A 22415-nucleotide genomic window follows, 5' to 3' on the forward strand; every position below is an offset into this window, starting at 1 on the left:
CTACGGACGGGCGTACGTCCAGGCCGCCCCCATCTCGGAGCGCAGGCGCACGAGCTCGACCGCGGACTCCTCGAGCCGCCGGGCGGCCTCGCTCACGGGCACGTAGCGCCGCACGACGCCGGCGCGGCCCTCGTCTGAGACGTCCACCATCACCGAGATCGAGTGGGCCACGAGCCGGGGGCGTCGGCTCGTGCGACGCCCGGCGTACACGCGCAGAGCCACGTGCATGGAGCGGTCCGTGGTGTGCACCAGGAGGGCGTCCACCCGCACGAGGTCGCCGACCCGCACGTTGCGCACGAACCGCACGCCGCCGGCGAACACGGCCACCACGTTCTCATGGCCCGTCCAGCGTGCCGCACACACGCCCGCGGCCTCGTCCACCCAGCGCATGACCGCGCCGGCGTTCACGGTGCCGCCCACGGTGGCCTCGGACGTGGGGGCGAGGAAGGAGAGGGTGGTCATCTCCTCGAGGTCCGCGGCGGAGGCGGGGAAGGGCAGCTCGGCCATCCCCCGCTCCACCTCGCGCCGGGCCACGGTGGAGCGCCGGGCCTGCTCGTCGCGCTCGACCTGGTTCGGGGTGGCGGGGACCCACTGGGGGACGGTGAGGCGGGTGCCGCCCTCCTCGGCCGAGTACACCGCGATGGAGGAGGTGCAGACCGTGGGGTCGCCGGCGGCGTCGGGGATCTCCGGCAGCATCAGGCGCGTCTGCACGTGCACGTCGGAGCCGTCCGTGTGCACGACGCGCGCCTGCACCGTGGCCTGCGTGTCCACGGGCACGGCGTGGCGGAACTGCATGTTCCCCATGTAGCGGGCGCGCACGAAGGAGCCGGACCAGCTCGCGGCGACGGCATAGCAGACCTTGTCGATCCAGGAGATCGCGGTGCCGGCGTCCACGATCCCGGAGGGATGGTCGAAGCTGTCCGCCCGGAAGTCGAGGGACAGGGCTCCGATGTGCTTCATGTCACCGAACGTATCACCGCCCCGGACAGCGGGAGAATGGGCGCATGACCCCCCGCGAACCCCTGCCGCTGCCCGCGCAACCGCAGACTCCCCTGAACCGCCTCTCCCGCCGCGTGGCGCGCGCCGTGGAGGAGCGCGGCGAGGCCGCCGTCGTGGGTGTGGCCACGCGCCTGCTGGACGGTTCCAGCACCCCGGAGGACGTCACCTCGGGGGCGGCCCAGGCCATCCTGGGCGACGACGACGCCCTCACCCCCGCCGCGGCCGGCGCCCTGGCGCTCACGCGCGCCTGGCACCGCCGGGCCCTGCCCGCCCTGGTGGCCGCCCTCGACGCCCCCGAGCCCGAGGTGCGCTCCGCGGTGCACCTCGTGCTGGCCGCACGGGCCGACGCCCTGCGCGCCGACGCCGCGGTGGACCACGCGCTCGTGGAGCGCGTCGGCGCAGGGTGCTGCGACCCGGACCCTGAGGTCCGCGCGTCGGCGGCCTCTGCCCTGGGCGCCCTGGCCGGCCCGAACGACCTCGAGGCCGCCGTGCCCGTGCTCTCCGCCCTGGTGATGGACGTGGATGCGGACATCGCTGCCGCGGCGGAGCTCGCCCTGGACCACCTCGCCGAGCGCCTGGACCGCCCCGAGCTGCGCGCGAGCACGGACTTCTGAGCCGCGCCGTGGACTCGCCCGTCCTTCTCTGCCACCACTACGACGCCGGCCGCTGCCGCTCCTGCACCCTCCTGGGCGTGCCCTACGCCGTGCAGCTGGCGGACAAGGCCGCGGCGGTGCGCGAGCGCCTCGCGGACGTGTCGGACGCCGGGACCCGGTGGCTGGACCCCGCGCCCTCCCCCGCGGCCGGATTCCGCAACAAGGCCAAGCTCGTGGTGACCGGCACGGCCCAGGACCCGCGCCTGGGCATCCTGGACCCGAACCAACACCCCAGGCACCACGACGGCACCGGCTGGGACCTGCGCGACTGCCCCCTGTACGAGCCCGGGATGGAACGGATCGCCGCCGCCGTGGCGGACACGGTGCGCGCCGCGGACCTGACCCCCTACGACGTGGCCGCGCGCACCGGCGAGCTGAAGAACGTGATCGTGACGCTCTCCCCGGACCGCGAGGCGATGGTGCGCTTCGTGCTGCGCTCCCGTGACCGACTCGACGCGCTGCGGGCCGCGGTCCCCGCGCTGCGGACGGCGCTCGAGGAGGCCGGCACGCCGGCGAGGGTGGTGACGGCGAACCTGCTGCCCGAGCACGTGGCCCTGCCCGAGGGCCGCGAGGAGGTCCACCTCGCCGGGGACGCCACCCTGCGCATGGAGCTCAACGGGATCGGGCTGCGCCTGCGTCCGCAGGGCTTCTTCCAGACCAACACCGCCGTGACCCGCGCCCTCTACGCGACGGCGGCGGCGTGGCTCGCCGAGGCCCGCCCCGCGAGCGCGTGGGACCTGTACTGCGGCGTGGGCGGCTTCGCGTTCCACCTGGCCCGTCCCGTGGCCGACGGCGGCGCCGGCGTGGCCGAGGTCTGGGGGATGGAGACGAGCGAGGACGCGATCGCCGCGGCACGGCTCACCGCCGTGGAGCTGGGCCTGGCCGACCGCGTGCACCTCGACGCCGGCGACGCCACCCAGGCGCTGTCCTCGGCGAGACGGGGCGAGGGCCCGCACGCCGCCGCCGACCCCAGCCGGGTCGCCGGTGCGCCGGTGCCGGACGCCGTCGTCGTGAACCCGCCGCGCCGGGGCATCGGCCCCGAGCTGGCGGCGGGGCTGCAGGCCTCGGTCGTGCCGCACGTCCTCTACTCCAGCTGCAACGCGGCCTCCCTCGCGAAGGACCTCGCGGCCCTGCCGGCCTACCGCGTGGAGCGCGCCCGGGTGTTCGACATGTTCCCGCAGACCGGGCACGCCGAGACCCTCGTGCACCTCGTGCGCCGCTGACGGCTCCGCCCCGTGAGCGGGTTCACCGGAAGTTCGCCCCGCGAGGGCGGGACGCGCGCCGACCGCTCCCCCTAGGCTGTCTCCCAGTGCCCGAGGCCACCCGCGGCCTCTCCCCGACCAGCGCAAAGGCCCCTCCCGCTCATGACGCAGACCCTCACGCCCGCTGCCTCGCAGGACCTGAACGCCCGCCGCCACCGGCTGCGCCGCTACCGCGCGGTGATCTTCGACATGGACGGCGTCATCACCGACACGGCCGGCGTCCACGCCGCGGCGTGGAAGGAGCTCTTCGACGAGGCGCTGCCCGCCGTCGGCGCCCTGGAGGCCAACGAGGCCGCCGTCGCCGCGGACCCGGAGCGCCTGCGCCCCTTCGACGCCGCGGGCGACTACCTGCACCACGTGGACGGGCGCCCCCGCGAGGACGGCGTGCGGGCCTTCTTCGCCTCCCGCGGCCTGCGCGTGCCGGAGGCCGACGCCCCCGAGGCCGAGTCCGCCCCGGAGCTGACCGTCCTCGGCCTGGCCGAGCGCAAGCAGGGCTACTTCGAGGCGGTCCTCGAGCGCGACGGCGTGCGCGTCTTCCCCGAGGCGCTCGACCTGCTGGAGAAGCTGCGCCGCCGCGGCGTTCCGGTGGCCCTCGTGACCAGCTCCAAGAACTCGCGCGCGGTGCTCGGTGCCGGCGGGGTGCTGGACTTCTTCCCCGTGATCGTGGACGGCAACACCGCCGTGGAGCGCGGCCTGCCCGGCAAGCCGGACCCGGCCATGTTCTGGGAGGCCGCGCGCGAGCTCGGCGTGGACGTGGCGGACGCGATGGTGCTGGAGGACGCCGTCTCCGGCGTCAAGGCCGCCGCGGACGGCCGCTTCGGCCTGGTGATCGGCGTGGACCGCGAGCCGGACCTCGGCCGCGGCCGCCTCAAGGACGCCGGCGCCCACCTGGTGGTGGAGGACTACGGCACGCTCGCGCTGGACGAGCGCACCGCCGCCCCCTTCGACGCCGCCTGGGTGCTGCGCTGGACCGACTTCGACGCCGCCGCCGAGGGCACGCGCGAGGTGCTCTGCACGATGGCCAACGGGTACTGGGGCACGCGCGGCGCCATCCCCGGCACCGTCATCACGGACGTGCACTACCCCGGCACCTACATGGCCGGCGTGTTCAACCGCCTGACCTCCATGGTCCAGGGCCGCGAGGTCGTCACCGAGCACATGGTGAACATCCAGGACTGGACGCCGCTGGTGGTCATCCCCCGCGGCGGCCGCCCCCTGCTGCCGAGCGACGAGAACCTCGTGGAGTTCATCCAGGAGATGGACCTGCGCCGCGGCGTCCTCTCCCGCACCATGACGTTCGAGGACGGGCAGGGCCGCCGCACCACCCTGCACACCCGCCAGTTCCAGTCGCTCGCCAACCGCCACATCGCGGCCATCGAGCTCACCGTGGTGGCCGAGAACTGGTCCGGCGACCTCACCGTGCGCTCGCTGATCGAGGGCCGCGTGGCCAACCTCAACGTCTCGGACGACCGCACGCTGGCCAACCACCACCTCGAGCCCTCGCAGGCCCGCGAGATCGACGGCGAGACCGTCCTGCTGGAGACCGTCACGAGCCAGTCCCGCATCCACGTGGCCGTGGCCGCCCGCACCCGGCAGGTGGCCCCCGTGGGCCACCACCAGCCGATCCGCCGCCCCGTGGACGACTCGCCCCTCGTCGCGGGCCAGGACATCCGCCTCCACGTGGAGGAGGGCGTGCCGCTCGTGCTGGAGAAGACCGCGGCCGTGGCCACCACGCACGACCACGCCAACGCCTCCGTGTGGGAGTCGGCGGTCAAGACCGTGCAGCGCGCGCAGAACTTCCGCAACCTGCTGACCCTGCACGAGCAGCGCTGGGGGATGAACTGGGACCGCTTCGCCGTGCGGATCGACCTCGCGGACGCGCACCGCAACCAGCGCCGCTCCACGGCGCAGCTCGCCGAGGGCGACGAGTACGAGACCCCGGTGTTCGAGGCCGGCCGTTCCGCCTCCGTGGGCTCGGCCGTCACGGTGGGCAAGGACGGTGCCTCCCTGCGCCAGCAGCTGGCCCTGAACCTGCACACCTTCCACGTGCTGCAGACGGCCTATGGCCGGCGTCGGGACCTGGACGCCTCCCTGGGCGCCCGCGGCCTGCACGGCGAGGGCTACCGCGGGCACATCTTCTGGGACGAGATCTACGTCTACCCGATGCTCACGCTGCGCCGCCCGGAGATCACCCGCGGCCTGCTGATGTACCGGTTCCGCCGCCTCGGCGAGGCCCGCGCCAACGCGCAGGCCGAGGGCTGGGCCGGCGCCATGTTCCCGTGGCAGTCCGGCGCGGACGGCGGCGAGGAGACCCCCACCGAGCTGTGGAACCCGCGCTCGCGCATGTGGATGCCGGACAACTCCCACAACCAGCGCCACGTCTCCCTGGACATCGCGTACTCGGTGCTGCGGTACATCGAGATCACCAAGGACGCCGCGTTCATCTCGGACTACGCCGCCGAGATGCTCGTGGAGATCTCCCGCTTCTTCGTGTCCATGACCCTGCACAACGCGGAGACGGACCGCTATGAGATCCACGGCGTCATGGGCCCGGACGAGTTCCACGACGGCTACCCGGAGACCCCCGGCTCGGGCCTGCGCAACAACGCGTACACCAACGTGCTGACCTCATGGGTCCTGGCCGAGACCGCACGCCTGGTCCGCTGGCTGGACACCCTCGACGACGGCCTCACCGAGGTCATGGAGGTCACCGAGGAGGAGATCGAGCGCTGGGAGGAGATCAGCGCGAGGCTCACGGTCCCGTTCTTCACCGAGGGCGAGGAGGCCGGCATCCTGGCGCAGTTCGAGGGCTACCAGGACCTGGAGGAGTTCGACTGGGACGCCTACCGCGCCACGTACGGCAACATCGGCCGCATGGACCTGATCCTGCAGGCGGAGGGCGACGCCACCAACCGGTACAAGCTCTCCAAGCAGGCCGACACCCTCATGCTCGGCTACCTGTTCTCCGCCGAGGAGCTCGACGAGATCCTGCGGCGCATGGGCTACGAGCTCCCGGAGGAGGCCTACCAGCGGATGGTGGCCTACTACGAGGCCCGCTCCACGCACGGCTCCACGCTCTCCCGTCTGGTGCACGCGTGGGTGGCGGCCCGCACAGACCCGGACCGCTCGTGGGACCTCTTCACGGAGGCGCTCGAGTCGGACCTCTCCGACACCCAGGGCGGCACCACGAAGGAGGGCATCCATCTCGGCCTCATGGCCGGCACCGTGGACACCGTCATCCGCTGCTACGCGGGCCTGGAGACGCGCGACGGCGTCGTGCGCCTCTCCCCGCGCCTGCCCTCCCAGCTGCCCGGCGCGCGCTTCACGATCCGGTGGCACCAGCAGCCGGTGGAGATCCACATGGCGCAGACGGAGGTGACCGTGCGGGCCGGCGACGGCATGTGGCATGAGGTCCCCATGGTCATCGCGGGCCAGGAGCACACGCTCTGCCCGGGCCAGGAGATCACGGTCCCGCTGGGCTGAGTCCTCCTCCCCCGGGCGCCAGGACTTTCGCGAGGGAAATCGTCGTCTCCATCCCGATCCGCTGGGAGGGAGACGACGATTTCCCTAGCGAAAACGCAGGGTCGCAGGGGGGCGGGGCGGGGTGCAGGTCAGCGGGTCGGCAGGACGGCCCGCACGGTCCAGCCGTCGCCCATCGGGCCGGCGGTGAGCGCGCCGCCGAACACGGCCACGCGCTCGCGCATGCCCGCCAGGCCGAAGCCGGAGGGGATGGCCGAGACCACCCGGCTGGCCCGCGGCTCGCCCGTGGTGAGCGGGCTGGTCACCTCGAGGACGAGGTGGCCGTCGTCGTCGAACCGGGAGCACAGGTGCACCGTGCCGCGGCGCGGAGTGTGCTTGAGGATGGTGGTCACGGACTCCTGCACCACGCGCAGCACCGTGAGCTCCATGGAGCGGGGCAGACGGTCGAGGTCCGCGAGGGTGCGCTCCACGGCGAAGCCGGCCGCGTGCAGGTGCGACTCGAACTCGTCGAAGCGGGCCGGCAGATCCACGGCGATGTCGCCCTCGGCGGTCTGCGCGTTGCGGTCCGAGCCGCGCAGGGCCGTGAGCATGCGCCGCAGGTCCACGAGGGACTGGCGAGCGGCCTCCTCGATCGCCGTCTCCGAGGCGGCGCGCGCTGCGGGGTCGGTCTGGGTGGGCAGCATGGCCGCCTGCATGGTGATCACGGTGAGGCCGTGCGCGACGACGTCGGGGATCCGGGCGCGGGCCAGGTCCAGGGCCTGGAGGCCGTCCTCGGCGGAGCCGACCACCTCCATGTCGTCGGCCTGCGCCACGAAGTGCTCCAGGGCGGTGCGCATGAGGGTCTGGTCGTCGGCCACGACTACACGGATCATGCCGTTCAGCCTAGGTGCGCGAGCGGGGCGGGCGCCTCCGCCGAAGGTCGGGACGTGGGCCCGCCTGCCGCTCACCGCGGCAGCAGGAACCAGCCCATCACGGACATGAGAACGATGCCGGCCAGCATGGTGGGGAACAGCACCGCGAACAGGGCGCCGCGGCTCACGGCCCAGCCGGGCATCTCCGAGGTCTGGGAGCCGGCGGCCATGCCGTGGGCCACCTGGATGCGTGCCGGGCCCGGGATGATGCCCCAGCCTGCGGCGGCGTTGTGGAGGCCGTTGGTCCATACGGGCGGCACGCCCAACGCGGCCCCCGTGTCCATCTGGAGCGGGCCGAAGAGCGCCATCGCGCCCGTGTTGGACGCCGTGATGAACCCGCCCAGGGCCGCGATGAAGGGGACGGCCACCAGGTAGGACTCCCCCATGCCGCTGAGCGCGCCCGCCAGCGCGCCGGAGACCCCGCCCGCCGAGAGCGTCAGGCCGAACGCCACGTACAGCGCGTTGGGAATGGCGGTGCCCACCCACAGGCGCGCGGCCTCCCCGGGCACGGCGCGCCGCCCCGCGGCGTCCAGGTGCAGCAGGCGCACCCCCACGCCGACCGCCACGAACGCCCACAGCGCCGGGGTCCCGACGACGGACAGCGGCCCGCTCAGCGCGAGCGCGGACTCCGCCGTGGTGCCGATGACGGTGCCCACCATGAGCGTGAGGTACGGGACGACGTCGCGCCCCGGTCCGGGCGTGAGCCGGCCCCGACGGACCACGAGCAGCCAGGCCGCGGTGAGCACGAACGTGCCGAGGGCGCCCGCCGGCGCCGTGCCGACCAGCAGGTTCGCCCCCAGGATGAGCGCCCACTGGGCCACGCCCGAGAGCAGGGCGACCCCGATCCACGGGGCGAGACGGGCCGGGCCGGCGTCGAACCGCGTGCCGCGTGACCCCCGGAGCAGCAGGACCGTGACCACGCCCGCGAGCAACGAGGCGGGGAGGTTGAACACCGCCGTGGTGACGCCGAGCTGCTGGAAGTCCAGGTGCCCCAGCCGGGCGCCCAGCAGGGTTCCCGGCGCCATGGACCCCCACGGCCCGATGGTGAGGGCGAGCACGGCCATCACCGCGGACCGGAACGCCGTGTACCCCAAGCCGATCAGCAGCGGCACGCCGACGATCAGCGAGACCCCGAAGCCCGTGACCGTCTCCAGGAACGGGATCACGCCGTGCACCATGAGCAGGCCCGTGGCGATCGAGGGACCCGCCCCCGCGGAGAGCCACTGCCCGAGGCGCTGGTGCGCACCGGTGTACTCCATGACGCGGGAGAGCGTGATGCCGCCGGCGATGATCGCGAGGATCTCCAGGACCGTGGGCACGCCGCCGGCGACCGCGACTCCGAGCGCCCCCGGGTCCACGCCGAACACGGTGGGAGCCAGGACGGCGGCCAGCAGCGCGCCGGCGGCCGGGGCCACCCACGCGGGCAGCTTCGTCAGCAGCAGGGCGAGGGTGAGGAGGATGGGGGCCAGCGACCACAGGACCTGCACACGCACCCCCTCTCCCGGGCCTCGGACCCACCCACTGTAGGCCCCTCCTCCTAGGCTGGCGGCATGGCCATGACCCCCGTCTCCCCGCATGACGTCCTCTCCCCCGCGGTGCCCGTGTTCGCCGCCCCGATGGCCGGCGGGCCCTCGACGCCCGCGCTCGTCGCCGCCGTGCTGCGCGCGGGCGGGGGCGGCGTCCTGGCCGGCGGGATGCGAGCCCCGGAGGAGGTCCGCGCGCAGGTGGACGAGCTGCGGCGTCTCCTGACCGCCGGATGCCGGGGGGAGGAGCACTGGGGCGTGAACCTCTTCGTCCCGGACGCGGTCACCACCGCCGTCCCGGCGGGTGCGCGCACCGCCGCCGCGCGCGCCCGCCGGCGCGACGACGTCGCCGCCTACCGCGAGCGCCTCGCGCCGGTGGCGGAGGAGCTCGGCGCGGCCCTGCCCACGATCGAGGACGCCACCCCGGACTCGGACGCCGAGCGGGACGCCTTCGAGGCGATGCTGGCCGCGGCCGAGGAGCAGGCCTGGCCGATGGTGACCTTCACGTTCGGACTGCCCGCCGCAGAGGTCTTCGGCCGGCTCGCCGCCGCGGACATCGTGGCCGGGGTCACCGTGACGAGCACGGCCGAGGCGCGCGCGGCCGTGCGGAACGGGGCGGCGTTCCTCGTGGTGCAGGGCCCGGAGGCGGGAGGCCACCGCGGCACACTGGACCCGGCCGCGGACCCGGGGACCACGGGAGCCGTCGCCCTTGTGGCGGAGGTGTCCGCCGCCGTCGGGCCGGGCATGCCGCTCGTGGCGGCGGGCGGCGTCGCCTCCGCGGCGCCGGTCCGCACCCTCCTCGGCACGGGCGCCACCGCCGTGGCCGCGGGCACCGCGTTCCTGCTCACGCCCGAGGCGGGCACCTCGGCGGTGCACCGCGAGGGCCTGCGGCAGGCCGCGGCGGGCGTGGCCTTCACCGGCGACGACGGCGCGGCCGACACCGCCGTGACCCGCGCCTTCACGGGGCGCTGGGCACGGTCCCTGCGGACCCCCTTCATGGCGGCGTTCCCGGACGCGCCGGCTGCGTACCCGGAGGTCAACGTGCTCACGACGGGGCTGCGCGCCGCGGCCGCCCAGCGCGGGGACCTGGGCCGCGTGCACCTGTGGGCCGGCACCGGCGCGGGCCGCGTGCGGGAGGCGGACGCCGCCGCCGTGCTGGCCTCCCTCGACCCCCGCTGAGCGCCCCCGAGGCCCGCTCCGAGACCCGTCGTGCCGGGGGCGTCATCCCCCGGACTGACGCGCGGCGAGCGGCCACGCCCCTAGGCTGGCCCGCGTGAACCCCCTGCACCGGATCGACCAGTGGATGCGCGCCCACCCGGTGCGCACCGACGTGATCGCCACGGTCCTGCTGCTCCTGGTGTTCGGCGCGGGGCCGTGGGTCATGCTGGGCACGCTCGCGGGCCCGGCTCCGGTCGAGGCCGCGATCGCCATCGTGCTCTCCGCAGGGATGGTCCTCCCGTGGGCGGCCCGCCGCACGCGGCCGGTCGCCTCGGCCGTCGTCGTCGTGGTGTTCGCCGTGCTCCACCTGCTGTTCGGCCCGGAGTTCAGCGCGGTGCTCGTGCTCGTGCCGATGACGGTCTACAACCTCGCGGCCAACGCCCCGCGGTGGGTCTCCTTCGCGGGCCTGCTGACCGCGCTCGCGGGCGGCCTGCTCTACGGCCTGCGCGTATGGCTGTTCCCCGCGGCGTTCACCGGCGCCGAGGGCGTGCAGTCCCCGCCCACGCTCGAGGCGTTCGTCATCATGACGATCGGCTGCGGCTCCGTGGTGCTGACGGCGTGGGCGTTCGGGGACACCGTGCGCCACCGGCGGCTGGCCCTGCGCGCTCTCGAGGACCGCGCCCGCCGGCTCGAGACGCAGGCGCGCCAGGAGCGCCAGCTGGCCGCCGCGGACGAGCGCAACCACATCGCCCGGGAGATGCACGACATCGTGGCCCACTCGCTGCAGGTGATCATCTCCCAGTCCGACGGCGCCCGGTACGCCGCGGCCGCCAGGCCCGAGATCGCCGTGCAGGCGCTCGGCACCATCGGGCAGACGGGCCGCGCGGCGCTGGCGGACATGCGCCAGCTGCTCGGCGTGCTCCGGGAGACCGGCCAGACCGTGGCCGGGGTGCCCGGCATCGCGGAGTCCGGGACGGGCGCGGGGACCGTGGAGCCCTCCGCGCCGTCGACGCCCCGCGCCCCCGGCCCCGCCGCCTCGACCGGCGGCCTCGGCTCCCGTCCCGTGGAGCACCGCCCGCAGCCCCGACTGGCGGACGTGCCCTCGCTCGTCGACACCATGCGCCTCTCCGGCCTCGAGATCTCGCTCCTGGAGACGGGCACCCCACGCCGTGCGCTCCCGGCGGGCGGTGAGCTCACGGCGTACCGGATCGTGCAGGAGGCGCTCACCAACACGCTGCGGCACGGCGGCCCGCGGGCGCGCGCCTTCGTGACCCTCGCGTGGACCGCCCGCGGGCTGGACATCCAGGCCGACGACGACGGGCGGGGCGCCGGCGCCGACCCCGCCACGGCAGGCTCGGGCCAGGGGCTGCGCGGACTCGCCGAGCGCGTGACCCTGTTCGGGGGCACCGTGGAGACCGGCCCGCGCGTCGGGGCCGGGTTCCGCGTGAGCGCGCACCTGCCCTACTCCGCGGTCTAGAGCCCGCCGCCGAACACCCGCCGCCGAACACCGCCCGCATCTCTGCCGGGCGCAGTACTGCCAAGCAACCACGGGGGTCAGGTGGCAGTACTGCGCCCGGCGGCATGAGAGCCGTCCGTCTGAGAGGATCCGAGCATGAGCACTGCCCCCGAGCGCACCGACCCGTCCGACGCCCCGATCCGCGTGGCCCTCGTGGACGATCAGGCCCTGATCCGCGGAGGGCTGGCCATGCTCGTGGACTCCCAGCCGGACCTCACGGTCGTGGCCGAGGCCGGCAGCGGGCGCGAGGCCGCTGGCTCGGTCGCCGTGGCGGGCGCCGACGTCGTGCTCATGGACGTGCGCATGCCGGAGATGGACGGCATCGAGGCCACGCGCGCCCTCCTGCGCCTCCCCCACGCGCCGCGCGTCGTCGTGCTGACCACCTTCGACCTCGACGAGTACGCGCTCGAAGCGATCGAGGCCGGCGCGAGCGGCTTCCTCCTCAAGGACGCCCCGCCCGAGCAGCTGCTCTCCGCGATCCGCACCGTGCACCGCGGCGACGCCGTGATCGCACCGTCCACCACACGCCGTCTGCTGCAGCACATGGCGCCCCGCCTGCGCACGGACCAGGCCCGCACCTCCGAGTGCGCCGCGGAGCAGACCGCCGTCGACTCGCTCACCCCGCGCGAGCGCGAGGTGCTCGTGCTCATGGCCCAGGGCTCGTCCAACCTGGAGATCGCCGCGCAGCTCGTGCTCTCCGAGGCCACGGTGAAGACCCACGTGGGCCGCGTGCTCGCCAAGCTCGGCGCGCGGGACCGCGTGCACGCGGTGCTCACGGCGCTCCGCGCGGGGCTCGTGCAGTACTGAGGCCGCCGCGTCGGACCGGCGCCGGCGCCCGGCCGAGCCGCCGCAGCGGACGGCCCTCACCGTTCATACCCGGGTATGACACCCACCCGAGGGGAAGTCATCCGGACGGCGGTCCCGCCCGCGCACCGCGCCCCGGATGATGGAGTCACAGCGCCCCGATGGGCCTGTCTCGTACCCGGGGAGTGACCGCCATGACCACGATGCACACCGAGCCCCAGCCGACGGAACCGCACGAGTCGGCACCGACCAGCGCCGCGGCGCCCACCCGTCCCACCAGCCCCGCCGGCCGCGGGAGCACCTCCACGGTCAGGGACGAGCGCGACGGCGACTGCCTCGTGTTCTTCGTCTGCCTCGTCACCGGCGCGCTGGCCATGCTCGGCCTCGCCCTGCTCACCGACCTCGAGGGCCTGCCGCGCCTCCTGCTCACCGGGGCCATCACCACGCTGGCCGGGGTGAGCGTCTCCGTGCTCTGCCGCACGGAGGACTGAGCCGCGCTCAGCCCGCCGTGGGCCGCAGCCCGCGCAGGTACACGTCGAGCAACCAGTCGTTCTGCTCGGGGAAGCGGTCCAGCACGTCCGAGGTGAGCGGCCTCGTGAGCGTGAGCAGCCCCATGAAGTAGTGCCGGGCCGTCAGGTCCTCCCCCACGAGGCCCGCCTCGGCCGCCATCGCCACCGCCCGGTCGGCGAGGTCGAGGATCTCCTCCTCGGCCTCGTCGAAGAGGTCGTGCTGTGGGAGGTCGCGGGCCGTGACCGAGTCCAGCGCGGCCAGCATGGACGTCAGGTTCGCCTCGGCCAGCTCGCTCGCCAGCCGGCGCCACCGCTCCTGCGGGTCCCCCACGCCCGCGATGAAGCGGGTGAGGATGCGGCGGATGCGCACCACCACCTGCTCGAGGACGGCCGTGAGCAGGTCGCGCCGGGTGGGGAAGTGCCGGTACAGCGTCCCCACGCCGAGACCGGCCTCCTGCGCCACGGCGCGCAGGGACATCCCGGCGCCCTGCTCCTGGAGCAGGTGTGCGGCCGCGGCCAGCAGGTCCTGGCGGTTGGCGCGGGCGTCGGCTCTCATGCCCCCATCCTCCCATCCTCCTCAGGTCAGGTGCCGGTCCACCCCCGGTATGACCCGAGGCGCGCCGCAGTCCATCCCGTGCTCCGATCCCGTGCGGGCGCTGCCCGCGGGAGGGTGGGCCCATGAGCACCGCAGCCGCCTCGCCCCGCGACCACACCTCCCCCACCGCCGGCCACGCCGTCGCGTCCTCCCCGCTCGCCACCCGTGCGCCCGGACCCGCCGCCACCACGACGACGGCGCACGCCGTCTCGGCGCGCGCCCTCACCCGCTCCTACGGGAAGGGCGACGCGCAGGTGCACGCCCTGCGGGGCGTGGACGTGGACTTCGAGACCGGCCGCTTCACCGCGATCATGGGCCCGTCCGGCTCGGGCAAGTCCACGCTCATGCACTGCCTCGCGGGCCTCGACACCCCGACCTCCGGGTCCGTGATGCTGGGCGGCACCGAGATCACGGGCCTGGACGACACAGCGCTGACCCGCCTGCGCCGGGACCGGGTCGGCTTCGTGTTCCAGTCCTTCAACCTCGTCCCCACCCTCACCGCGGAGCAGAACATCGTGCTGCCGCTCGAGCTGGCGTCGAAGAAGCCGGACCGCGCGTGGCTCGAGGAGATCACCGCGACGCTCGGCCTCACGGACCGCCTGAATCACCGCCCGCACGAGCTCTCGGGCGGCCAGCAGCAGCGCGTCGCCGTCGCCCGCGCCCTGCTCACCCGCCCGGACGTGGTGTTCGGCGACGAGCCCACCGGCAACCTGGACACCGCCGCCTCCGCGGAGGTCATGGGCCTGCTGCGCCGCTCCACGCGGGAGATGGGCCAGACCATCATCATGGTCACGCATGACCCCGTGGCGGCCTCCGCCGCGGACCGCGTGGTGCTGCTCGCCGACGGCGTGCTGGCCGGCGAGCTGATCGGCCCCACGGTGGAGTCCGTCACCGAGGCCATGACGGCGCTGTCCACGGGTGCGGCGCAGGGCGCCTCGGCCTCCGTGCGGGGCGGGGTGCGCTGAGCATGTGGACCGTCGCCCTCTCCCAGCTGCGGACGCAGCCGCGCCGCTACATCTCCGTCATCCTGGCCATCCTCATCGGCACGATGTTCCTGGCCGCCTCCTTCCTCGTCTCCTCGAGCGGCCAGGCCACCCTGCGCACCACGCTCGGCAACACGTACGCCGCCGGCGACCTCGTGGTCCTGCCGAAGGCCTCCGACTCCTCCGCCGAGGACCCCACGGCCGCCTTCCCCGGCCTGGCCGGCACGGTGGGGCAGCCCGGCCCGCTCGGGCGGATCGAGGGCGTCGAGGAGGCCTACTCCACGCAGCTGACGTGGGCGACCGCGACCACGGGGGACGCGGACTTCGGCGCGATCGTCCAGCCGGTGCCCCGCGACTCCTCCCTGATCGCCGTCTCCCTCACGGAGGGCTCCTACCCCGCCCCCGCCGATCCGCGCGGCATCACCCTGGACACCTCCACCGCCGAGCGGGAGGGCGTGGCCGTCGGCGACGTCGTGACCCTCTCCGGCGATCCGGTGGGCGGCACCAGCGAGGCCACCGTGACCGGCCTGACCACGCCCTCCCCCGATCCCACCCTCTCCTCGGGCGGGCAGATCTGGGCGGGAGGGCCCACGGTGGCGGCCGTGCAGGAGCCGCAGGTCGGCGATGCCGGCGCCGTGGACGCCTACAGCCCCCACGTGCTGCTGCGCCTGACCGACGGCGCGGACCGGGACGCTGTCGCCTCGGCCGTCACCGGCGTCCTCACGGAGCGCGGCGTGTCCGCCGAGGTCCGCACCCCGGACGACGCCGCACGCGCCACCCTGGCCGACGCCAGCGGCGGCACGGACGTCTTCGGCTGGATCCTCGGCGGCTTCGCCGCCCTGGCCCTGCTGGTCACGGCCCTCGTCATCGCCAACACCTTCCAGGTGCTCGTCGCCCAGCGCACGCGTGACCTCGCGCTGCTGCGCACCCTCGGCTCCACGGCGGGGCAGGTCCGCACCTCCGTGCTCGCGGAGGCGCTCGTGGTGGGCCTGATCGGCTCCGTGCTCGGCGTCGTCCTCGCCGTCGCCGCGACCGCGGGCCTCGTGGCCGCCGTCCGCGCGATGTTCGAGATGAACACCCTCACCTTCGCCGCCGATCCGGTGACCCTGCTGGTCACCGTCCTGGTCGGCGTCCTCGTGACGCTCGCCGCCGCGATCGCCCCGGCCCTCGCCGCCACCCGTGTCTCCCCGCTGCAGGCCCTGCGGCCCGCGGAGGAGGTCCGCGCGGCCTCCCGCGGCGGCGTGGTGCGCACCCTGATCGGCACCGTGCTGGCCGTGGGCGGCACCGCCCTCATGCTGTTCGGTGCGTTCGCCCCCGAGCCGCTGTCCGCGATCGGCGGCGGAGCGCTCTCCTTCCTCGGCGTGCTCCTGCTGGCCTCGCTGTTCGTGCCGGCCGCCGTGCGCGGCGCGTCCGTGCTGGCCCGCCCGGCCGGCGTGCCCGGCCGCCTCGCGGGCCTGAACGCCACGCGGCACCGCTCGCGCACCGCGGCCACGGCCGCCGCCCTCCTGGTGGGCACCACCCTCGTGGCACTCTTCCTGACGGGCGGGCGCACCGCGCAGGACACGACCAACCTGGCCCTGGACGCCGCCTACCCCGTGGACCTCGTCGTCTCGGTGCCCGCCGGCGCGGACGCCGCAGCCGCCGCCGAGCGCGTGCGCGGGGTGGACGACGTCGGCGCCGTGGCCCTGGCCGTGCCGGTCGGGACGACGGAGAACGGCTCCACCGTGCTCGCCGCGCCGAGCGCCGCCCTGCGTGGCGCCGTCGCCGACCTGCCCCCGGACGAGGAGGCGCGCCTCGGCCAGCCGGGCACCGTGTTCGTCCCCGAGTGGGTGGAGGGCGACGTCCCGGCCACCGTGGCCGGCGCCGAGCGGACCCTCGCCCCCGTGCGCGGCGGCTCGCTCGGCTCGGGCGTGTACGTCGCCGAGGAGACCGCGCGCGCCGCCGGGTGGGACGGGGCGCCCGTGGCCTTCGACGGCGGGGTCACCGTGCCCAGCCAGCTGCTCGTGGCCCTGTCGGGCAACGTGCCCGTGAACGGGCTGCAGGCCCTCGCCGACGACGTCACCGAGGCGGCCGGCTCCGGCGCCGTCATCATGGACGGCGGCGCCCCGACGCGCGCCGTGTACGCCCAGATCATCGACGCGATGCTGTGGATCGTGGTGGCGCTGCTGGCCGTGTCCGTGCTGATCGCGCTGGTCGGCGTGGCCAACACGCTGAGCCTCTCCGTGATCGAGCGGACGCGCGAGAACGCGCTGCTGCGGGCCCTGGGCCTGACGCGGGGCGGGCTGCGCGGGATGATCGCGATCGAGTCCGTGCTGATCGCCGGGGTGGCCGCCCTGCTGGGCTGCGCGCTCGGCGTGTTCTACGGATGGGCCGGCTCCCAGCTCATCCTGGGCGACCTGCTCGCGAACTCGGGCGGATCCTCCGTGGTGCGTCCCACCGTTCCGTGGCTCGAGCTGGCCCTCATCGTGCTGGTGGCCGCCCTCGCCGGACTGGTGGCGGCGCTGCTGCCCGCTCGTCGGGCGGCGAACCTGAGCCCCGTGGAGGGCCTGGCGGCCGTGTGATGCGGGCCCGGCCGCCGGGCGCTCCGGGCCCGGCGGCCGGGTGGCCCGCGAGAGACGCCCGGGGCTCCCCGGCGGCGCGCCGCCGACTGCAGACAGGCTCGGCGCCGCCGTCTAGCGTGGGCCCCATGAGCGAGACCTCCGTCACGAACCTCTCCGCCACCCCCGATCAGCCCGCCGTCACCGTCGGCTCCCCCGTGTGGATCGACTACACCGCCGTCGACTTCCCCGCACAGCGCGCCTTCTACGAGGCGCTGTTCGGCTGGACCTTCGAGGACCAGGGCGAGGAGTACGGCCACTACATGATGATCCGCAAGGACGACGCCACCGTGGGCGGCGCGATGGACGCGGCCGACCTGCCGCCCGCACCCGAGGGCATGCCGCCGGCCGTGTGGACGGTGTACCTCAAGACCGAGGACATCGACCGGACGATGGAGCTCGTGGCCGAGCACGGCGGGACCGTGGTCAACGAGCCGATGGACGTGGGCCCGCTCGGCCGCATGGCGATCGTGGAGAGCGCCGGCGGCGAGGCACTGGGCTTCTGTGAGCCGGGCGAGTTCCCCGGCCACGACCTGCCACTGACCCCCGGCACCTCCGTGTGGTTCGAGGTGATGTCCACGGACGTCGCCGCGGACGCCGCGTTCTACCGGAACGTGGCCGGCTGGGACGTGGTCCCGATGCGCGGGGACGCCCCGGACGACGGCGCGGCGGGCGACGTCGACCCCGGTGCCGCCGGCGAGGGCCCCGCGTACGCCACGAACTTCGCCGACGAGGACTCCACCGCTGGCCTGTGCGACGCGACCCAGTGGCTGCCCGAGGGCACCCCGAGCTTTTGGCGCCCCTACTTCCAGGTCACGGACATGGAGGAGGCCGTGCGCGTCGTGGCGGAGCACGGCGGCCGCGTCGTGGACGGGCCGATGGACTCGCCGTTCGGCGTCGTCGCCTCGGTGCTGGACCCGGCCGGCGCGACGTTCCAGCTGAACCAGCCGCCGCGCGGATGAGGGCGGCGCTGCCCGCCGCTCCTCCACGACGCACCCACTCCACCCCCTCGTGGTGACCCGCCGCGTCGGCGGCACGCGCGCGGCGCCGGATCTCCCCCGCGCGGGGGAGGTGCCCCCGCCGCACCCGTCGCTAGGGTGGGGCGCATGCCCGCCACCCCTGCCGTCGACGTCGTCCCGAGCCCCCCGGACGTGGCCGTCGGCGGCGCCACCGCCGGCGGCGGGCGCCCCCTCGTGCGCGCGCTGTCCCCCCGCTGGCGGCGCGCAGACGCGATCCTCGCCGCGGTGCTCGTGGTGGCCGGCGTCGAGCTGGCCTACCTCTCCGACTTCCTGGGCTCGATGCCGTGGAGGCAGGACGTCGGCTGGGTCGCCCTCGGCGCCGTCGCCCTGGCCCTCCCCCTCGCGTGGCGCCGGCGCTTCCCGGTGGCCGTCGCCGCGGTCGTCTCGCTGACGTACTTCGCGGTCTCCACGTGGGTGGGCGTCGAGCTCTACGCCTCGCAGGTGGTGCTGTTCCTCGCCTTCTACACGGTGGGGGCGTGGTGCCCGGACCGGCGGCGCGCGTTCTGGGCACGCACCGGGATCGCGGCGGTCATGGCCGTGTGGCTCGCGTGGGTCATGGTGGACGGCTTCAGCGACCCCGAGGTCGGCGAGCGCGGCGTCAACGCGTACTTCGCCATGGCCGGCATCCAGACCCTCGTCAACCTCGCCTACTTCGGCGCGGCGTGGCTCTTCGGGGACCGCGCGTGGCGCCAGGCGCTCGCCCGCCAGGACCTCGAGGCCGCCCATGCGGAGATCCGCGCCCAGCAGGAGCGGCTCGCCGAGCAGGCCGTGTCCCTCGAGCGGCTGCGGATCGCCCGCGAGCTGCACGACGTCGTCGCACACCACGTCACCGCCATGGGCGTGCAGGCCGGCGCGGCACGGCTCACCCTGGCCGCGGACCCCGACGCCGCCGCGCGCCACCTGCACGGCGTCGAGTCCTCCGCCCGCGAGGCGGTCGCCGAGCTCAAGACCATGGTCCACACCCTGCGCGACGACGCCGGCGCACACTCCGCCCTCCCCACCCTCGAGGACCTCGAGGGCCTCGTGGAGGAGGCACGGTCGGGGGGCCAGGACGTGCGCCTCACGCGGATCGGCCCCCCGCCCTCGCTCACCCCGCCCGCCGAGCTCGCCCTGTACCGGGTGGCGCAGGAGGGCCTCACCAACGCGCGCAAGCACGCGGGGCCGCGCGCCGCCGTCGAGGTGCGGCTGCGCACAGAGCCGGACCGCGTGGAGCTCGAGGTCAGCGACGACGGACGGGGCGCCCGCTCGGCCGGCCTCGCCTCCGGTGCCGGGCTGGGCCTGGTGGGCATGCAGGAGCGCGTCGCGTCGGTGGGCGGCGCGGTGCAGGCCGGACCGAAGGACTCCGGCGGATGGCTCGTGCGGGCCGAGGTGCCCGCCGTGATCGAGGAGGAGACCCCATGACCCTGCGCGTCCTGCTGGTGGACGACCAGCCCCTGATCCGCGTGGGCTTCACCGCGATCCTGCGCTCCCAGCCCGACCTGGAGGTGGTGGGCGAGGCCGGGGACGGGGAGGACGCGCTCCGCCTGGCCGCCGAGACGGACCCCGACGTGATCTGCATGGACGTGCAGATGCCGCGGCTGGACGGCGTGGAGGCCACGCGTCGGCTGGTGGCGGGCGGCACGCGGGCCGCCGTGCTCATCCTCACGACCTTCGACACGGACGAGGCGCTCTTCGCCGCCCTGACGGCCGGGGCCGCGGGCTTCCTGCTGAAGTCGGCCGGGCCGGAGGAGCTGATCGAGGCCGTGCGCGTGCTCGGCCGCGGCGACGCCCTGCTGGACCCCCAGGTCACGCGCCGGGTGCTGCAGCGCATGACCGCCGGGGCCGGGGCGGCGCCGCCCCCGGCGGACGCGGCTCCCGCGGCCCCGGCACCCGCGGACCCCCTGCCCGCCGGGCCTGCGCGCGGCGTCGGGTCCGGAGCCGGGGCTGGGGACGGCGTCGGGCTGACGGCCCGGGAGGCCGAGGTGCTGCGCGCGATGGCCCGCGGGCTCTCCAACGGGGAGATCGCGCGCGAGCTGTTCGTGGGGGAGGCGACCGTGAAGACCCACGTGTCCAACGTGCTCCTGAAGACCGGCGCCCGGGACCGCGTGCACGCGGTGATCTGGGCGTTCCAGCGCGGGATGGCGGGCTGACGGGCGCGCCCCCCGACGCCTCCCCCGATGCGGACGGGCGGCTCCCGTCCGGCGGCCCCCTCCCCCGCCCGGGGGAGAGGCGTCCCCGGCCGAAGTTCACCCCGGCGGCGGAGGCGCCGGCCGGCGTCGTCTCCCTAGCCTGATGCCATGATCAGCGTGACAGGCGTGAACAAGTCCTTCGGCGCGGCCCACGTGCTCAAGGACCTCTCCTTCGACATCCGCCCGGGCCTCATGACGGGATTCGTCGGCGGCAACGGCGCGGGCAAGACCACCACCATGCGCATCCTGCTCGGCGTGCTCACGCCGGACTCGGGGAGCATCGACGTGGACGGCGCGCCCATCACCGCGGACTACCGTGCGGGCATCGGCTACATGCCGGAGGAGCGTGGGCTGTACCCCAAGATGGCGGTGCTGGACCAGCTCGTCTACCTGGGGCGGCTGCACGGGATGGGCGGGGCGGCGGCGAAGGCCCGCGGGCTGGAGATGCTCGAGCGGCTCGGCCTCGCCGAGCGCGCCGGGAGCCGGCTGGAGGAGCTCTCCCTCGGCAACCAGCAGCGCGCCCAGATCGCGGCGGCGCTCGTGCACGAGCCCGTGGCCCTCGTGCTCGACGAGCCGTTCTCCGGCCTCGACCCGAACGCCGTCGCCACCACCCTGCAGGTGCTGCGCGAGACCGCGGACACCGGCGTGCCGGTGCTGTTCTCCTCCCACCAGCTCGACGTGGTGGAGCGCCTGTGCGACGAGCTGGTGATCCTGGCGGACGGCCGCGTCCGCGCCGCCGGCACCCGCGCACAGCTGCTCGCCGCCCACGCCGAGCCCGAATGGGAGCTCGTCGCCGACACCGACACCGGCTGGGTGCGCGGGATGCAGGGGGTGGAGGTCCTCGCCTTCGACGGCGGCCGCGCCCGCTTCCGCGCCGTCGACGAGGCCGCCGCGCAGTCCGTCCTCGGCGAGGCCGTCACCCGGGGCGGCGTCCGCCGCTTCGGCCCCGTCCCCCGCACCCTGCACGAGATCTTCACGGAGGTCACCCGATGAGCGCCGCCCACCCCGCACCGATGCCGGCCACGGGCCCGTCGCACCAGGTCGCCGGAGTCACCCCGACGTCCGCGCCGCGGCTCCGCCGATCCCGCCGCACCCCGTTCTGGGCCGCCGTCGGCACCGTGGCCGCCCGCGAGATGCGGGTCAAGGCCGCTTCCAAGGCGTTCGTGATCACGACGCTCATCGTGATCGCGGCGGCGCTGGCCGCGACCCTGCTCGCCCCGCGACTGGGCGAGCTGCTCGCCGGCGACGCGACGCCCGTGGCCGCCGTCGAGCCGACCGCCCCGGCGGTGGGCGCCCTCGGCGAGGGCTACGAGACGCGGACCGTGGGCGACGTGGCCGCGGCGCGGGCCGCGGTGGAGAGCGGGGAGGTGAGCGCCGCCGTCGTGCCGGACCCGCAGAGCCCGTCCGGACTGGGCGTGCTGGCGATGACCGACGTGCCCACCGACCTGGTGCAGGCGCTGTCCACCAGCCCGTCGGTGGCGCTGCTGGACCCGACCGCGCCGAGCCCGCTGCTGCGCTCCTTCATCGCCCTGGGCTTCGGGCTGGTGTTCTTCATGGCCGCGGTGACGTTCGGCCAGCAGATCGCGGTGTCCGTGATCGAGGAGAAGCAGTCGCGGATCGTGGAGATCCTCCTGGCCGCCGTGCCCGCGCGCGCCATGATGGCCGGCAAGGTGCTGGGCAACGCGGCGATGGCGATCCTGCAGGTCGCGCTCGTGGCCGGGGCCCTGCTGCTGGGGATGCAGATCAACGGCGACGTGCTGCCGCTGGACGGCCTGGGCGTGCCGATCCTGTGGTTCGTGGTGCTGTTCAGCATCGGCTTCGTGATGCTCGCGGCGCTGTACGCGGCGGCGGCGTCCATGGTGTCGCGGCAGGAGGACATCGGCTCCACGTCCATGCCCGTGATGCTGATGATCATGCTCCCGTACGTCGGGGTGATCATGTTCAACGACAACCCGGACGCGCTGCGGATCATGAGCTGGATCCCGTTCTCGGCGCCGGTGGCCGTGCCGCTGCGGATCTTCCTGGGGCAGGGGCAGAGGTGGGAGCACGTGCTCTCGCTCGGGATCCTCGTGGCGGCGACCGCCCTGGCCATCTGGCTCGCGGCAGCGATCTACGAGAGGTCCATCCTGCGGACCGGCAAGGCGCTGACGTGGCGGAAGGCGCTGCGGGGCTGACGCGCGGGGTGAGGTCGCCGCGCACCACGACGTCGTCCGGAGCGGTCAGGCGCGAGGCGCGGAG

Annotated in this window: 18 protein-coding genes; 14 read left to right on the forward strand and 4 right to left on the reverse strand. The window is 75.0% G+C overall.

All coding sequences use genetic code 11. The features are described 5' to 3' along the window. Nucleotides 1–960 carry an acyl-CoA thioesterase gene (locus LG274_RS07580; RefSeq protein WP_298985863.1) on the reverse strand — a complete coding sequence of 320 codons (960 nt, stop codon included), beginning with the start codon at nt 958–960 and terminating at the stop codon, nt 1–3. 44 nt (nt 961–1004) lie between these two features. On the opposite strand from LG274_RS07580, the gene LG274_RS07585 reads away from it, so the two are divergent. The 3 genes from LG274_RS07585 to LG274_RS07595 all read left to right on the forward strand — a co-directional run bounded on the left by LG274_RS07585 (nt 1005) and on the right by LG274_RS07595 (nt 6397). Continuing rightward, nucleotides 1005–1613, forward strand: a complete 609-nt coding sequence (locus tag LG274_RS07585) for a hypothetical protein (RefSeq protein ID WP_298985861.1) — start codon at nt 1005–1007, stop codon at nt 1611–1613. A gap of 8 nt (nt 1614–1621) precedes the next feature. After that, nucleotides 1622–2875 carry a methyltransferase domain-containing protein gene (locus LG274_RS07590; protein WP_298985859.1) on the forward strand — a complete coding sequence of 418 codons (1254 nt, stop codon included), beginning with the start codon at nt 1622–1624 and terminating at the stop codon, nt 2873–2875. A gap of 141 nt (nt 2876–3016) precedes the next feature. Then, nucleotides 3017–6397 (forward strand): HAD-IA family hydrolase, encoded by a 3381-nt coding sequence (locus tag LG274_RS07595; protein WP_404463722.1) that lies wholly within the window; start codon nt 3017–3019, stop codon nt 6395–6397. A 128-nt stretch (nt 6398–6525) separates the two neighbouring features. On the opposite strand, the gene LG274_RS07600 is transcribed toward LG274_RS07595, so the two are convergent. Further along, nucleotides 6526–7266: a histidine kinase gene (locus LG274_RS07600; protein ID WP_404463724.1), complete on the reverse strand. Its 741-nt coding sequence runs from the start codon at nt 7264–7266 to the stop codon at nt 6526–6528. Nucleotides 7267–7337: 71 nt separating this feature from the next. Continuing rightward, nucleotides 7338–8792, reverse strand: coding sequence for an L-lactate permease (locus LG274_RS07605; protein WP_404463726.1), 1455 nt, complete (start codon nt 8790–8792; stop codon nt 7338–7340). 63 nt (nt 8793–8855) lie between these two features. Here LG274_RS07605 and LG274_RS07610 point away from each other — a divergent pair, with 63 nt between their 5' ends. From LG274_RS07610 to LG274_RS07625, 4 genes are all read left to right on the forward strand, one after another. After that, complete coding sequence (locus LG274_RS07610; RefSeq protein ID WP_404463728.1) at nt 8856–10007, forward strand: nitronate monooxygenase; 1152 nt, start codon at nt 8856–8858, stop codon at nt 10005–10007. Between the two features lie 94 nt (nt 10008–10101). Beyond that, on the forward strand, nt 10102–11463 hold the full coding sequence (locus LG274_RS07615; protein ID WP_404463730.1) for a sensor histidine kinase: 1362 nt from the start codon (nt 10102–10104) through the stop codon (nt 11461–11463). A 135-nt stretch (nt 11464–11598) separates the two neighbouring features. After that, nucleotides 11599–12309 (forward strand): response regulator transcription factor, encoded by a 711-nt coding sequence (locus tag LG274_RS07620; RefSeq protein ID WP_298714293.1) that lies wholly within the window; start codon nt 11599–11601, stop codon nt 12307–12309. Nucleotides 12310–12500: 191 nt separating this feature from the next. Continuing rightward, nucleotides 12501–12797: a hypothetical protein gene (locus LG274_RS07625; protein WP_404463732.1), complete on the forward strand. Its 297-nt coding sequence runs from the start codon at nt 12501–12503 to the stop codon at nt 12795–12797. Nucleotides 12798–12804: 7 nt separating this feature from the next. On the opposite strand, the gene LG274_RS07630 is transcribed toward LG274_RS07625, so the two are convergent. Then, a complete protein-coding gene (locus LG274_RS07630; RefSeq protein WP_404463734.1) occupies nt 12805–13371 on the reverse strand; it encodes a TetR/AcrR family transcriptional regulator in 567 nt (188 codons plus the stop codon). A gap of 122 nt (nt 13372–13493) precedes the next feature. Between LG274_RS07630 and LG274_RS07635 the strand changes: the two genes are divergently transcribed. The 7 genes from LG274_RS07635 to LG274_RS07665 all read left to right on the forward strand — a co-directional run bounded on the left by LG274_RS07635 (nt 13494) and on the right by LG274_RS07665 (nt 22351). Continuing rightward, a complete protein-coding gene (locus tag LG274_RS07635) occupies nt 13494–14375 on the forward strand; it encodes an ABC transporter ATP-binding protein (protein WP_404463736.1) in 882 nt (293 codons plus the stop codon). Between the two features lie 2 nt (nt 14376–14377). Then, entirely contained in the window at nt 14378–16954 is a 2577-nt protein-coding gene (locus LG274_RS07640) for an FtsX-like permease family protein (RefSeq protein ID WP_404463738.1), read from the forward strand. Nucleotides 16955–17079: 125 nt separating this feature from the next. After that, on the forward strand, nt 17080–17952 hold the full coding sequence (locus tag LG274_RS07645) for a VOC family protein (RefSeq protein WP_404463740.1): 873 nt from the start codon (nt 17080–17082) through the stop codon (nt 17950–17952). 144 nt (nt 17953–18096) lie between these two features. Continuing rightward, nucleotides 18097–19410, forward strand: coding sequence for a histidine kinase (locus LG274_RS07650; RefSeq protein WP_404463742.1), 1314 nt, complete (start codon nt 18097–18099; stop codon nt 19408–19410). After that, a complete protein-coding gene (locus LG274_RS07655) occupies nt 19407–20138 on the forward strand; it encodes a response regulator (RefSeq protein WP_404463744.1) in 732 nt (243 codons plus the stop codon). Before LG274_RS07650 ends, LG274_RS07655 begins: the two co-directional genes overlap by 4 nt. A gap of 147 nt (nt 20139–20285) precedes the next feature. Then, complete coding sequence (locus LG274_RS07660; RefSeq protein ID WP_298985836.1) at nt 20286–21170, forward strand: ABC transporter ATP-binding protein; 885 nt, start codon at nt 20286–20288, stop codon at nt 21168–21170. Beyond that, complete coding sequence (locus tag LG274_RS07665; protein WP_404463746.1) at nt 21167–22351, forward strand: ABC transporter permease; 1185 nt, start codon at nt 21167–21169, stop codon at nt 22349–22351. Before LG274_RS07660 ends, LG274_RS07665 begins: the two co-directional genes overlap by 4 nt. The last annotated feature ends 64 nt before the right edge of the window (nt 22352–22415 follow it).

The sequence above is a fragment of the Micrococcus antarcticus genome (genome assembly GCF_044872765.1).
GTDB lineage: Bacteria > Actinomycetota > Actinomycetes > Actinomycetales > Micrococcaceae > Micrococcus.